Genomic DNA, 13,568 nt, shown 5'->3' with positions numbered 1-13,568 from the left:
GCATTGCTGCGAAAGGACTTTCATCTTATTTATTTCATCATTTACTTCTTCCCTATCGCAAGATTATCAAACGTAGATATGTCGATCACCTCTTCGTTATCGGTATCGAAAGAGATACGGATGCTGTCACCCACTGAAGTTACCGGCAATTCATTCGACAATTGCGACGAACCGATGAATATCTTGGGATACCCATCCACTGTAAAATAGTAGAAGCTATTGCCATTTTTGATATCGCTTTGGATGCGTTTTACTACCGTGCTTAGCGTCTTGCGGTTGTCGGCGGCATCAGGATTGATCCTGTTCCCGGCCATGTTGAACACGTTTTTGTAGGACATCAGCGTTTCGCGCATGGTGTTGCCCACGCCCACGATCGTATAGTCGCCAATGGCTACCATGGCATACATCTTCACCAGGCCTCCCCCATCTTTCAGGGTCATTACATACGTAGGGATTCCATTGATGTTATACGGGACAGGCAATGATGCCCTGTACCCCTTTTCCTGTACCTTACCTTCTGCCGAGCGCTGTGCCGCATACTCGGTGGCACCGCTCTGATTATACATCGTGGCTTCTTTGGTACGGGTATCGACCAATACAAATCCGACAGCCGATTCTTCCTTACCTACCGAAGATACGCCCGTGTACCAGTATGACCTGCCGTCATCGCCATACACCAGGGTAAGGTCTTCGGTGATCATCAGCTTATTCTCATTCGAGAAGTTCCAATATCCGTGCACGTACTCACCCCAGTCAGAAAGCTGGTCAATAACGAACGATATCGGCTGGATGCGCTCTACCCACTTTGGGGCATCGGCAATGGAATATTCTTTGATGTCGCCGGTTTGCGCATCGAGAAGCACTACGCCTGTGGCATTATTTCCGCCAAAGCCAACTTCTTTATCATATTTTGTGGCAACCCAATACGGCTTACCCTCATCGTCGATCTCAAAGCTGTAATCAGCAAGGGGTGTAGACGCATATCCATTAAAATATACTTTACGCTCGGTATAACTCCCGAAGAAAGCGCCCGGCTGGTATTTTATCTTGAGGTCTTTGCCGTTAAGGCTCTGCACCAGCTTCACATCGCGCTCATTGGTAGCCGATACCATTACATAACCTTCCGTTCCTTCAGGGCTATTTAGCCATTTAAAGAAACCCGAGTGCAATAGCGGCGCTACCCAATACAGGTCGTTGCCCACTTTTTGAATAAAGAACTCTCCCAATTCCGATTTGCTTCCCAGTGCGGGATCGGAACCCAGGATCTTTTCGCCCAGCAGGTGTGCCAGCTCTTCATCTACCACCCTTACCTTATTGATGGATATGGGCGCAATGTGGTTGGCGATCTCCTTGCCTGTATGCACCTTGCCGATAAGCTCCCTGTAAGCCTGCGTGTGGAACATTGGCGCGCTTACTATAAGCGGCAGCAGGGTAACATAGAAGAGTAACACACCGCCTATGGCGAACAGGGCTTTGTGAAGGCCGTTAAAATTGGTTACCAGCTTTTTACCTGTTGCAGCAAAACCGGTAAAAAGGATGTACAGGATAATGAGAAAGATCAGGAGCAAGGCAAAGCCCGTAAACCCGTAACTGATGACCGGCAGCCCGATGTAAAAGAACAGGAAGCCGATGATCGCGATAATAATGACCGCAGCAATTTTATTCATGGTGTTTTTTGTGTTTAGGGGATTAGTCGTGTGGACGCCGATAAAGTTACGATAATAGTGTTATTTTTGCCAAAACAAACTAACGGAAACAATATGAAAGCATACGTATTCCCGGGCCAGGGTGCCCAGTTTACCGGAATGGGCAAAGACCTTTATGAAAGCTCTGCCGAAGCAAAAGAACTTTTTGACAAAGCCAACGAGATACTTGGCTTCCGCATAACCGATATCATGTTTGAAGGCACGGCCGACGAACTCAAAGAAACCAAGGTAACACAGCCCGCGGTATTCCTGCATTCGGTAATTAAGGCGAAAACACTTGGTGCCGACTTTAAGCCGGAAATGGTTGCAGGTCACTCACTCGGTGAATTCTCTGCGCTTGTTTCCGCGGGCGCCATGACATTTGAGGACGGCCTGAAGCTGGTATCGCAGCGTGCTATTGCCATGCAGAAAGCCTGTGAGATCACCCCATCGACCATGGCAGCCGTACTGGGCCTTGAAGATAAAGTGGTAGAGGATGTATGCGCCGGTGTTGACGGCATCGTGGTTCCTGCCAACTATAACTGCCCGGGCCAGCTGGTAATTTCGGGAGAAACCTCAGCCGTAGAAAGGGCATGCGAAGCGATGAAGGAAGCCGGTGCCAAAAGGGCGCTTATACTGCCTGTAGGTGGTGCTTTCCACTCCCCAATGATGGAGCCTGCCAGGGAAGAGCTTGCAGCTGCCATTGAAAAGACAACCTTCTCAAAACCGGTTTGCCCGATATACCAGAATGTGCCTGCCACAGCAGTGACCGACCCGGAAGAGATTAAGGCCAACCTCATCATACAGCTTACGGCTCCCGTAAAATGGACGCAAAGTGTACAGAACATGATCGCCGACGGCGCTACTTTGTTTACCGAAGTGGGTCCTGGCAATGTACTGCAGGGATTGGTAAAAAAGATCAATAAGGATATAGATACAGCTGGGGCATAGGCCCTTTTCAAAGCAATATGGATCCCCGTATTTTAAAGAAATATGGGGATCTTTCATTAATATAACATGCTCTAAGCAACCATTTACGAATTTTCTTATCTTGTAAGAAAACCAACCATTGCCATGTTGAAGAAATTATTCGTGCTGGCCGCTACGCTGTGCCTTACCTCCTGCGCCACCATTTTTAACCGGAGGGAATATAAGATGAAGGTGTTTTCGTATGATGCCAACATGAAGGCCGAGATAAACGACAGCATTTATGACCTGCCGGCTTATGTAAAGGTAAAGCGTTCCAAAAAAGACCTTAAGGTTACCCTGATCTCCGATTCGATACGGAAAGATTTTACAGTAAAGGCATCGCCCAATGCGGAATTGATCTATGGTAATTTCCTATTCTCGATAGGTTATCCCGGGGCTTTTGCTATTGACATGACCACCCAGAAACGTTTTACGTATGGCAAAAAAATAAGACTTGACAAAAATGCCACCGATAGCATCATCGAACCGCCGATCCTAAGGTCCTGGAACGATTTCTTCAGAAAAAGATATACGATCCCAAAAGGCACTTGGACATTTACAGCTTCGATACCATATGCCAACCAGTTTTACCAGCAACCGCGGAATGAAGGAAAAAAAGACAGGGTTGGCTTTTTTGGCATTGCCGCTGGGCTTGAATATTACTATAAAGACGATCGGTATGTAAAGGTCAGTGCTGCCGCACCCATAGATTTCGACCTGCCTTTTCCTGCTCCCCTTGACAAATTTGATTCGTATGAGTCAATGGACGCATATAACTTTTCGCTGACGGACAACCACAAGTTCAATCGCCTGTCGTTTGGCTATGGCCTTAATTACACCATACACAATTGGTATCTCGTAAATAGCGACTGGGAGTTTCCCTCTAACGATGAGGAGCCGCGTAAAAAGCAAAGCCATTCGTTTGGGTTGACGGCCAACGCATACCTGCAGTTTTCGGATCATTGGTCGGTGGGACTGGTGTACAGCCCAACCTTTTACAACACTTTTCCCAGGAACGGTTTTTCGTACCAGCACGTCATCAGCCTTGACTTTCAGTACAGGCTGCCGTTTGGGTTTTGATTTGAGGAGGATCACGGATGAAACCGATAAGGCGGATTTTCACGGACGTAATAAAATAAGTGAGCGGTTGCAATGCAACGGCTCAATCGTTAAAATTATATTTTCCGACAGTATTGAAAACTGTTACTGCGACTGAAAACTATTTCCCTCTCACCTTCTGCTCCCACTTCCATGCGGAAGCAAGGGCATCTTCAAGGGTAAGCTCTGCCTTCCAGCCCAGCACATCGTTCGCTTTGGTCGTATCGGCGTATGCCTCTGTCACGTCGCCCGGCCTTTTGGGTACTATCTTATAATTTAGCTTCTGGCCTGTCGCATTCTCGAATGCACCGATCACTTCCAGCACACTGCTGCCCTTTCCTGTGCCCAGGTTGAATACCTCAACCTTTTCTGCATTCGCTTTGTTGATGAGGCGTTTCAGGGCGGTAACGTGGGCAATGGCAAGATCCACCACATGGATGTAATCGCGAACGCAGGTACCATCGTGTGTGCTGTAATCATCTCCAAATACCGATAGCTGTTCCCGTAGCCCGATCGCCGTCTGAGTTATGAAAGGCACAAGGTTTTGGGGTATGCCAAGCGGCAGTTCGCCAATATTGCCAGATGGGTGCGCTCCAACCGGGTTGAAATAGCGCAGCAAAACTGCCGATATGCCACTGATGTTGGCAACATCCCTAATTATCTCCTCACCGATCTGCTTGGTGTTCCCGTAGGGCGACATCGCCGGTTGCACAGGAGCATCCTCCGCGATCGGCATTTTCTCTGCCTGGCCATATACGGTGCATGACGAACTGAAAATAAAATGCGCGGCATCTTTCTTTTGCAGTTCCTGTAAAAGGTATACCAGCGCGCCTACATTATTTTCATAATATAATAGCGGGTTTTCAACACTTTCGCCTACAGCTTTGGAGGCTGCAAAATGGATCACGCCGGACACATCGCTATGTTTTTGGAAAAAATTCTGTACAGCAGCCTTATCGCGCAGGTCGATCTTTTCAAATTCCGGTTTTTTGCCGGTTATTGCGGCGATACCATCCACCACGCCGGCTTCGGCGTTAGAAAGGTCATCGATCACCACGACGTCAAATCCTTCATTTTGCAATTCGACCACGGTGTGAGAACCTATGAAACCCAGGCCTCCTGTTACGAGTATTTTCATTATTTAATTGTTGTTGGTTGTCAGTCGCTGGTTGTCGGAAGCTGCCATCATCAGACAACCGGCAACTAATAACTATTTTAAAAATTCAAGTACGCTATCGGTAATGAATTGTATTTGCTCATCGTCAAGCTCGGTATGCATCGGCAGGGAAAGCACTTCCTTAACCAGTTGGTTGGTAACAGGGAAATCAGCTTCATTGTAGCGCTCATCGGCATACGCCTTTTGCTTGTGCAGGGCTATAGGGTAGTAGATGGCGCACGGAATACCTTTATCAAGCAGGTGCTGCATCAGCGCATCGCGGTCGGCATCAATGATCCTCAGCGTATACTGGTGGAACACGTGGCTGTCCCTGTCGCCTTTCACGATCGGCGTAATGATGTTCGGGTGGTTGGCAAAGGCCGCGCTGTATTTTTCGGCAGTAGTTTGCCTGGCATCATTGTAGCTGTCGAGCAATGGCAGTTTAGCGTTAAGCACTGCCGCCTGTACGCTGTCGAGCCTTGAGTTCACACCTACCACATCATGATGATAACGCACGTACATACCATGGTTCACGATGCCCCGAAGTGTGTGGGCAAGGGCATCATCGTTAGTAAATATCGCTCCGCCGTCGCCGTAGCAGCCCAGGTTTTTAGAGGGAAAGAACGATGTGGAGGCCGCATGGCCGATCACACCCACTTTTACTTTTGACCCGTCGGCATATGTATAATTGGCCCCAATGGCCTGTGCATTGTCCTCGATCACATACAGGTTATGTTCTTTGGCAAGTGCCATGATCGCCTCCATGTCGGCGGCTTGGCCGAAAAGGTGCACCGGAACAATAGCTTTTGTTTTCGGCGTTATTGCTTTTTTTATCGATTCGATGGAAATATTGAAAGTGTCTGCGTCAACATCTACCAATACGGGGGTAAGCTGCAGAAGCGCTATAACCTCTACCGTTGCGGCAAAGGTAAAGTCGGCCGTGATCACCTCATCGCCCGGTTGCAGGCCAAGGCCCATCATGGCGATCTGCAAGGCATCGGTACCATTGGCACACGGGATAACGTGCTTGGCGCCAAGGTGATCTTCCAGGTTTTTCTGGAAGCTGTGCACCTGCGGGCCGTTGATGTAAGAGGTCGTATCAAGCACTTCCTGGATGGAAGCGTTCACAGTATCTTTTATACGGTCGTACTGGCTTTTCAGGTCGACCATTTGTATTTTTTTCATGTCGTAATGAAGTATTAAGTCACGCAAAACTACTAATTAAATGACTGCCTGCCAATGAAAATATGTAATTTAGCGCATCAATAGTACAGCCATGCTTTTTATATACAACCTGCTTACCCTAATCGCCTCAGGCATCGTAAAGATCGCTGCCCTTTTCAGCCCGAAGATGGAACTTTTTGTTGAGGGCCGAAAAACGGTTTTCAGTACGCTTTCGCAGAAAATTCAGCCGGGCGACAAGACGATATGGTTCCACTCGGCTTCATTGGGCGAATATGAGCAAGGGCTTCCGGTGATGGAAAAAGTGCGTGAACTGTACCCGAGCCACAAGATCGTACTGACGTTCTTTTCGCCTTCAGGCTATGAAATACGGAAAAACACCAAAGCGGCCGATGTGGTGGTATACCTGCCGATGGACACTTTGGCAAATGCGAAAAGATTCATGCAGGCCGTAAAGCCGGAGATGGTTTTCTTCATCAAATACGAATTTTGGCCCAATTACCTTAATGAAGTCAGGAAGGCGGGAATCCCTGCCTATCTCATTTCCGGTTTGTTCAGGGAGAAACAGGTATTCTTTAAGTGGTACGGCGGCTTTTACAGGCAAGCACTAAAGGCGTTCAGCCACTTCTTCGTGCAATATGAAAGTTCCAAAAAGATACTGCACAATATCGGGTTTAGCAATGTGACCATTAGCGGCGATACCCGTTATGACCGCGTAAGTGAGATCTTGGAACGTGACAACAGCCTGCCGTTCATTGAAGAATTCATCAATGGGAAAACTACTGTGGTTTTTGGGAGTTCGTGGCCAAAGGATGAAGCCATGTTCGTAGATTTTATAAACTCTTCCATTGATATTAAATTCATCATAGCGCCGCATACTTTTGGACATGTGCCGGCCTTAAAGGAAAGCATCACTAAAAAAACTGTTTTGTTTACCGAAAAGGAGGGCATGAACCTGGCTGAATATGATGTGATCATCATCAATACCATCGGGCTGCTCAGCAAAATTTACAGCTATGCAGATGTGGCTTATGTGGGGGGTGGTTTCGGAACATCGGGGCTGCACAACATACTGGAACCCGCTGCTTTTGGCGTGCCGATCGTGATCGGCCCCAACCACCAAAGATTCCCCGAAGCTATGGCGCTGGTACAAATGGGCGGTGTTGTTGCCGTTGCCAACAAACAGGAAACGGAAGACGCGCTTTCAGCATTGGTAATCAATGACGACTATCGTTGGGAAAAGGGACATGTCGCCGGGACATTCGTTTCGATGAACCGCGGCGCCATAAATATCATCCTAAACCATATTACCAATGATGCTCTTATTTAAGCCTTTCGAACCGGCAGATGTCCATGCGGTGATCGCCATGATGGAGCAATTCTATGCCATCGACAATTATCCGATCGATACAGCAGTGTCACGCGGATTATTTCTGGAATTTTTAGAGAACGAAGCCCTCGGCCGCGGATGGATAATTTTAAACGACAATAAACCCGTCGGATATGTCATCCTCACATTCGTATTTTCATTTGAATACAAAGGGCGCATCGCATTTTTGGATGAATTGTTCCTTTCGCCCGATGCGAGGGGTTTAGGATTAGGCAAGCTGACCCTCGATCACATAAACGAACAGGCCAAAAAACTGTCGGTTAAAATAATTTACCTGGAAATTGAGGGGCATAACAGTGTCGCGCAAAAATTGTATTTATCCAAAGGATATGAGATCCATAATAGGGGATTGATGAAGCGGGTGTTGTGATCTTATATTGTGTACTATAATACTTAATGAAATTCAACATTTTGGTTTGAGTCAGCAATTTGAAACTTTAAACCTGAAACAAAATCATAAGTTATCCACCATTTACAAACACACTGCCCTCCTTTTTCGGAATTTGAGTAAATTCGCCTCTTAATCAAATCACACCCATTATATTGGCAGCCACGAAAGAAAAGACCGCTAAGGAGACCCCGTTAATGAAGCAGTACAACACCATTAAGGCCAAGTACCCAGATGCCTGTCTGCTTTTCCGCGTGGGTGATTTTTATGAGACCTTTGGCGAGGATGCTATAAGGGCAGCGGGTATTTTGGGCATCACGCTCACCAAGCGCGGCAATGGCAGCGAAACCGAAACGGCACTGGCCGGGTTCCCGCACCACTCGCTGAACACCTACCTGCCTAAATTAGTAAAGGCCGGATTGCGCGTAGCGATATGCGACCAGCTCGAAGACCCGAAAATGACCAAGACCATCGTGAAGCGTGGTGTAACCGAATTGGTAACTCCTGGCGTCTCGATGAATGACGAGGTATTGCATTCCAAGTCGAACAACTTTTTGGCGTCGGTATATTTTGGACGCAAGAACATTGGGGTTTCATTTCTGGATGTGTCTACAGGCGAATTCCTTACCGCGCAGGGCAGCGAGGAATACATCGACAAGCTGCTACAGAATTTCAGCCCCAGCGAGGTGCTGGTACCAAAGAATGAGAAGACCAACTTCCGCGATACCTTTGGCGACGATCACCATACTTTTTATCTTGAGGACTGGGTATATAAAGAAGATTATGCCTTTGACAGCCTGACTACACATTTTGCCACGAACTCGCTGAAAGGTTTTGGCGTAGAGGAATTACAGGAGGGCATCATCGCATCGGGCGCGGTACTGTATTACCTATCGGAAACGCAGCACAACAGGGTGCAGCACATTACCAACATACAGCGCATTGCCGAAGATGCTTACGTTTGGATGGACCGCTTTACTATACGCAACCTCGAGCTGTACCAAAGCCCGAATGTGAATGCCGTGACCCTGCTCGACGTGATAGACAAAACACTTTCGCCCATGGGAAGCCGCCTGCTGAAACGCTGGCTGGCGCTTCCGCTAAAAGATGCCAACAAGATACGGGCGCGCCATGAAGTCGTGGCCTACCTTAAAGAAAATAAAAGTACGCTGCAAAAGATACAGCAGCAGGTCAAACAGATATCCGACCTTGAGAGGCTTATCTCGAAAATAGCTACCGGGAAAGTATCGCCGCGTGAGGTGGTCTACCTGAAGGAATCGCTCGATGCCATTGTGCCGGTAAAAAACCTGGCGCTGGAAAGCAACAATGATGCCCTGAAAGCTATTGGCGACAGCCTGCATGCCTGCGAACTGCTGCGTGAAAAGATAAAAACCACGCTAAACCCCGAAGCCCCGGTTTCTATAAATAAGGGCAACGCTATAGCAAAAGGCGTTCATCCGGAACTGGATGACTTGCGCGCCATTGCCTATTCGGGCAAGGAATACCTGGAAGGGATAGAAAAACGGGAATCGGAACTGACTGGGATATCGTCATTGAAAATATCTTTTAATAATGTTTTCGGGTATTATATCGAGGTGCGCAATACGCACAAGGACAAAGTGCCAACGGAGTGGATCCGCAAACAGACACTGGTGAATGCAGAACGCTACATCACCGAAGAATTAAAGGAATATGAAACCAAGATACTCGGCGCCGAGGAAAAGATCCATCTGCTTGAGTCGCAATTATTCGAGCAGTTGGTAGTATGGATAGCTACATACATCAAACCCGTACAGCTCAATGCCAGCCTTATCGCGCAGGTGGACTGCCTGGCGTCGTTCGCGCAACTGGCCATCGACAATAAATACGTTTGCCCCGAAATTGATGACAGCTTTGAGCTCGACATCAAAGAAGGCCGCCACCCTGTCATCGAAAAGCAATTGCCTGTAGGCACTCCCTACATAACCAACGATGTATTCCTTGACCGTACACAGCAACAGATCATCATGATCACGGGGCCTAACATGTCGGGTAAGTCGGCCATACTACGTCAGACCGCCCTAATTGTCCTGTTGGCGCAGATGGGAAGCTTTGTCCCTGCCGAGAGCGTGCGCATGGGCGTGGTGGACAAGATATTTACCCGTGTTGGCGCATCGGACAATATCTCCATGGGCGAATCGACGTTCATGGTAGAAATGAATGAGACGGCAAGCATCCTGAACAATATTTCCGACCGCAGCCTGATCCTGCTTGATGAGATAGGGCGTGGCACCAGTACGTACGATGGTATTTCCATTGCGTGGGCCATAGCCGAATTCCTGCACGAGCACCCGGCACAACCCAAAACGCTTTTTGCCACGCATTACCATGAGCTTAACGAAATGCAGGATATATATGGCAGGATACAGAATTATAACGTATCGGTAAAGGAACTGAAAGACACGGTGCTGTTTATCCGTAAGCTCGTAAAAGGGGGCTCTGCACACAGTTTTGGGATACACGTTGCCAGGATGGCCGGGATGCCGCAAACGGTGATACAGAAGGCCCAAAAGATGCTTAAGAAGCTTGAGAAGAACCATTCGGGTGAGGCGCTGGGCAATGTAAAGGCGGCAGCCAAAGACGAACTGCAGCTGAGCTTCTTCAACCTGGACGACCCCCTGCTTGAAGAGATCAAAGAAGAGATAATGAATATCGACATCAATACGCTTACACCTGTGGAGGCGCTAATGAAGCTGAATGAGATCAAGAGGATGCTGGTGAAGTAATGCCTCACCCCAACCCCTCTCCCAAAGAGAGGGGCAGCTACACTCTTGCCGAACCTATGCTTACTGATCAACATTGGCAAAAAACTTTCAGTTTTAAGCCAAACGTTATCAGAAGATTATATTTTTTCTGCAATATTTTTTATCAAAAGGCTTGCAAAAGTGGATTTATGTGCTACCTTTGCATCCGCAATGATGAAATACTCAAAGCGATTTGAAATAATGCGAAAATAGCTCAGTTGGTAGAGCGCCACCTTGCCAAGGTGGAGGTCGCGGGTTCGAATCCCGTTTTTCGCTCAACTTTTTAAGCTCGAGTGGTGGAATCGGTAGACACGCTGGACTTAAAATCCAGTGGGCAGTAATGCCCGTGTGGGTTCAAGTCCCACCTTGAGTACGCAGTACAAAGCCTCAACATCTGTTGGGGCTTTTTTTATATCTATTAAGTATCAAAGTCAGTGGCCGCTTTCTACCTCTCCCTACGATAACAGCCCCAGCACGCAATTGAAATACGATATTATTGCCAGCAAGTATATGACTGGCGTACACAACCACCACAAGCGCAATGCACCCTCTCACCCAATGGTTAGCTTTGGGCTGGTGGGTGCGGTTTTAGAGGGAGTGATTGCGGTGGTGGTTATATTGGTTGTTGGGTTGCGGTGGGTTTGGAGAAGATTATAAAGAATGAAAGGAGCCGACGGGCTGCCTCAAATTAAATTATTTTTTCTCCCAAATATTTACAAATGGAAATTTCCAATATGTATTAAAATCATTTTTTAGTAATTTTTTATATTCTTTAGAAACAAAATAATTAGCTTGTCCAGTAGATAAAAATCTTTTCTCATAATAGTAACAATAAATATCAATCAATGAATTTTGAAAATTCACTTTATCTTTTGATATTAGCTCTTCAAGCCTTTCATTTAGTATAAATAATGAAATGTTCAATTCACTATTATATAATATAGGAATAGAAATTGGATGAAAAAAGTATTCTTTCTCTACTACCCAATCCAAAGACCATTTGCTTTTGAAAAATTCTCCAAAAAAAACTAATAATTTCGGAAACAACTCCACTTTTTGTTCCTCTTGTAATTCGGAAAATTTTGTGTTTAGTAACTTAATAAAATTCTCATCTATATCAGTTTTAAAAAATTCCGCATATTCATAATTCTTTTTAAGAAGCGTATCACTATTGATTACAATTCCATTTTTTACAACTATTATTTCATTTGGATATAAACTCTTATTTTCTTCTAGTAGAGGAAATGAATTACTTTGAACAATACGTTCCAACTCTTTTTGTGATTTAACAACAAAACTATATTCTCCTTTTTGAGGAACAATTATATAATCTCCTTGTGGTCTGGTGTAGATTATTGCTAAATTATATTCAAGCTGGCGTATCGGCATATATTCTGCCAATTGTAAATCTGTAGATTTTATTAATTGTTGATTCATACCGTTAGTTTGTGCTAAGATAGAAATTGTAATAAATAATAACATTGAAGAAAAAATATATTTCATTATTTCAAAGTTGAGGAATAGAGTGAGGGAGTATCTCGTTGATGAAAATTTATAACCATTTGTCCTGCTGCATTCATCCTATAATATGCTGTTGCATGCACAATACTGATGTTATTTGATGCCGCTGTTGCGGTTAGACTTGGCGATATATCTGTGTCGGCTGTAGTGCCTATCAGGAACTCACCGCCATATCGCCTTATAGAGGCATTTGCTCCCATAGCTGTAATCATTCCAGTAAGTTGACCTTGATTTGTGCTGCTGTAAAGTGTTCCATCCATTGCTTTTACTTCTGCAAATTGTAATCCTGGGAATCTATAAATATTTCCAGTAGTAAAAGGTGTTCTAACAGGTCCCCATCGAGTCGGGAAAGTATATTTCTCATTAACTAAAAGGTCGAAAACTCCGTCAGGAACTACATTTCTATCTTTCCCTTTGTATGAACCTGTTTGTTTAGACAAATTAGGCTTATAATTATTTTCCGCTAATTGACCTTTCATACTTGAATGAAATGCATTTTCAAATTTTGTACCAGCCATTTGTTGCAATGTACCATTTGAACACCCTATGCAAAAGTTATTCTTAACAAAATCAGTTAATGTTGATTTATTCAACGGTTTCCAATTTTCTATTATACTCCTTTTACCAGTATTTGCATCTAAACGTACTTCATCTCCATTTACATCTGCTTGGGCTAAGTCTCGCTGTAGACCTGCAACAAAACTTTTTGCAGCATCACCAGAAAGACTAAAATCCATACCATCAGGGTCAATGAATATGACAGGATTATTGTTGGCATACATGTATGGATTATTGTTGTAACGCTTCTCCGCCAGCGGGTCAATATTCATCCACCTTCCTAACGCAGGGTCATAATTCCTTGCGCCATAGTCGTACATATTAAGCCCCAGCTCGTCCTGCAATTCCTTGCCGTTGTACTTATACTTCTACAACGCGCCAATATACTGCATGATCAGCCATAAAAAAAGCCTCCGCAATGCGAAGGCTTCTTAATACTATTATCTTGCAGATCTTAGTGAGCAGCAGGAGTTGTAGTTTCAGTTTTAACTGTAGTTGAATCAGTTTTAACTGTAGTTGAGTCAGCAGCTGGAGTTTCAGTAGCTGGAGTTTCAGCAGGAGCTTCAACAGTTTCAGTTTCAGTTACAGTAGTTTCTTCTTTAGCTGTTTCTTTGCAAGAAACCAGAGACATCATAGCTACAAGAGCAACGCTCAATACGATTTTTTTCATCTTACTAATTATAAAAGGTTAATTATTAATTCGGAGCAAAGATATGAATTTTTCGATACCGCAATATATTTCAATAAAAAAAATTAAAAAGATGTCAAAAACTGAAATTCAGATAGTTAAATACACCTGTTTGATTTAGAAAACCCCTTTTAAAAAGATCCCCCCGTC

Annotated in this window: 10 protein-coding genes, 2 tRNA genes and 1 pseudogene; 7 read left to right on the top strand and 6 right to left on the bottom strand. The window is 45.3% G+C overall.

Going from position 1 to position 13,568, the window contains the following annotated elements; all coding sequences use genetic code 11:
- Positions 1-41 precede the first annotated feature (41 nt).
- Positions 42-1,667 (bottom strand): hypothetical protein, encoded by a 1,626-nt coding sequence (locus ACT6R0_RS07180; protein ID WP_444653035.1) that lies wholly within the window; start codon positions 1,665-1,667, stop codon positions 42-44.
- Between the two features lie 93 nt (positions 1,668-1,760).
- On the opposite strand from ACT6R0_RS07180, the gene fabD reads away from it, so the two are divergent.
- Together fabD and ACT6R0_RS07170 are read left to right on the top strand one after the other, a co-directional pair.
- Positions 1,761-2,636, top strand: coding sequence for an ACP S-malonyltransferase (gene fabD, locus ACT6R0_RS07175; protein WP_444653037.1), 876 nt, complete (start codon positions 1,761-1,763; stop codon positions 2,634-2,636).
- A gap of 123 nt (positions 2,637-2,759) precedes the next feature.
- Positions 2,760-3,734 (top strand): hypothetical protein, encoded by a 975-nt coding sequence (locus tag ACT6R0_RS07170; protein WP_444653039.1) that lies wholly within the window; start codon positions 2,760-2,762, stop codon positions 3,732-3,734.
- A gap of 139 nt (positions 3,735-3,873) precedes the next feature.
- On the opposite strand, the gene galE is transcribed toward ACT6R0_RS07170, so the two are convergent.
- Positions 3,874-4,890: a UDP-glucose 4-epimerase GalE gene (gene galE, locus ACT6R0_RS07165; protein WP_444653040.1), complete on the bottom strand. Its 1,017-nt coding sequence runs from the start codon at positions 4,888-4,890 to the stop codon at positions 3,874-3,876.
- 72 nt (positions 4,891-4,962) lie between these two features.
- Entirely contained in the window at positions 4,963-6,093 is a 1,131-nt protein-coding gene (locus ACT6R0_RS07160) for a DegT/DnrJ/EryC1/StrS family aminotransferase (protein ID WP_444653042.1), read from the bottom strand.
- Positions 6,094-6,184: 91 nt separating this feature from the next.
- Here ACT6R0_RS07160 and ACT6R0_RS07155 point away from each other — a divergent pair, with 91 nt between their 5' ends.
- The 5 genes from ACT6R0_RS07155 (at position 6,185) to ACT6R0_RS07135 (ending at position 11,024) form a co-directional block, all read left to right on the top strand.
- Positions 6,185-7,420 (top strand): 3-deoxy-D-manno-octulosonic acid transferase, encoded by a 1,236-nt coding sequence (locus ACT6R0_RS07155; protein WP_444653043.1) that lies wholly within the window; start codon positions 6,185-6,187, stop codon positions 7,418-7,420.
- A complete protein-coding gene (locus ACT6R0_RS07150) occupies positions 7,404-7,850 on the top strand; it encodes a GNAT family N-acetyltransferase (protein WP_444653044.1) in 447 nt (148 codons plus the stop codon). Before ACT6R0_RS07155 ends, ACT6R0_RS07150 begins: the two co-directional genes overlap by 17 nt.
- A 215-nt stretch (positions 7,851-8,065) precedes the next feature.
- Positions 8,066-10,633, top strand: a complete 2,568-nt coding sequence (mutS, locus tag ACT6R0_RS07145) for a DNA mismatch repair protein MutS (protein WP_444653192.1) — start codon at positions 8,066-8,068, stop codon at positions 10,631-10,633.
- 221 nt (positions 10,634-10,854) lie between these two features.
- A tRNA-Gly gene (locus ACT6R0_RS07140) sits at positions 10,855-10,927 on the top strand.
- 11 nt (positions 10,928-10,938) lie between these two features.
- A tRNA-Leu gene (locus ACT6R0_RS07135) sits at positions 10,939-11,024 on the top strand.
- A 320-nt stretch (positions 11,025-11,344) separates the two neighbouring features.
- Here ACT6R0_RS07135 and ACT6R0_RS07130 read toward each other — a convergent pair.
- The 3 genes and pseudogenes from ACT6R0_RS07130 to ACT6R0_RS07120 form a co-directional block, all read right to left on the bottom strand.
- Positions 11,345-12,154, bottom strand: a complete 810-nt coding sequence (locus ACT6R0_RS07130; protein ID WP_444653046.1) for a hypothetical protein — start codon at positions 12,152-12,154, stop codon at positions 11,345-11,347.
- A gap of 749 nt (positions 12,155-12,903) precedes the next feature.
- Positions 12,904-13,098: pseudogene (locus tag ACT6R0_RS07125) on the bottom strand (RHS repeat domain-containing protein); the annotation flags it as partial.
- Between the two features lie 86 nt (positions 13,099-13,184).
- Positions 13,185-13,400 carry a hypothetical protein gene (locus ACT6R0_RS07120; protein WP_444653047.1) on the bottom strand — a complete coding sequence of 72 codons (216 nt, stop codon included), beginning with the start codon at positions 13,398-13,400 and terminating at the stop codon, positions 13,185-13,187.
- Positions 13,401-13,568: the final 168 nt, after the last annotated feature.

Source organism: Flavobacterium sp. (genome assembly GCF_052437795.1).
GTDB lineage: Bacteria > Bacteroidota > Bacteroidia > Flavobacteriales > Flavobacteriaceae > Flavobacterium.
Note: the sequence above shows the minus strand (reverse complement) of the source record. Positions and strands in the feature narration are given on the sequence as shown.

Coding starts and splice junctions, on each gene's coding strand:
- ACT6R0_RS07180 (WP_444653035.1), bottom strand. CDS start 1,667: ATGAATAAAATTGCTGCGGTCATTATTATCGCGATCATCGGCTTCCTG.
- fabD (WP_444653037.1), top strand. CDS start 1,761: ATGAAAGCATACGTATTCCCGGGCCAGGGTGCCCAGTTTACCGGAATG.
- ACT6R0_RS07170 (WP_444653039.1), top strand. CDS start 2,760: ATGTTGAAGAAATTATTCGTGCTGGCCGCTACGCTGTGCCTTACCTCC.
- galE (WP_444653040.1), bottom strand. CDS start 4,890: ATGAAAATACTCGTAACAGGAGGCCTGGGTTTCATAGGTTCTCACACC.
- ACT6R0_RS07160 (WP_444653042.1), bottom strand. CDS start 6,093: ATGAAAAAAATACAAATGGTCGACCTGAAAAGCCAGTACGACCGTATA.
- ACT6R0_RS07155 (WP_444653043.1), top strand. CDS start 6,185: ATGCTTTTTATATACAACCTGCTTACCCTAATCGCCTCAGGCATCGTA.
- ACT6R0_RS07150 (WP_444653044.1), top strand. CDS start 7,404: ATGATGCTCTTATTTAAGCCTTTCGAACCGGCAGATGTCCATGCGGTG.
- mutS (WP_444653192.1), top strand. CDS start 8,066: ATGAAGCAGTACAACACCATTAAGGCCAAGTACCCAGATGCCTGTCTG.
- ACT6R0_RS07130 (WP_444653046.1), bottom strand. CDS start 12,154: ATGAAATATATTTTTTCTTCAATGTTATTATTTATTACAATTTCTATC.
- ACT6R0_RS07120 (WP_444653047.1), bottom strand. CDS start 13,400: ATGAAAAAAATCGTATTGAGCGTTGCTCTTGTAGCTATGATGTCTCTG.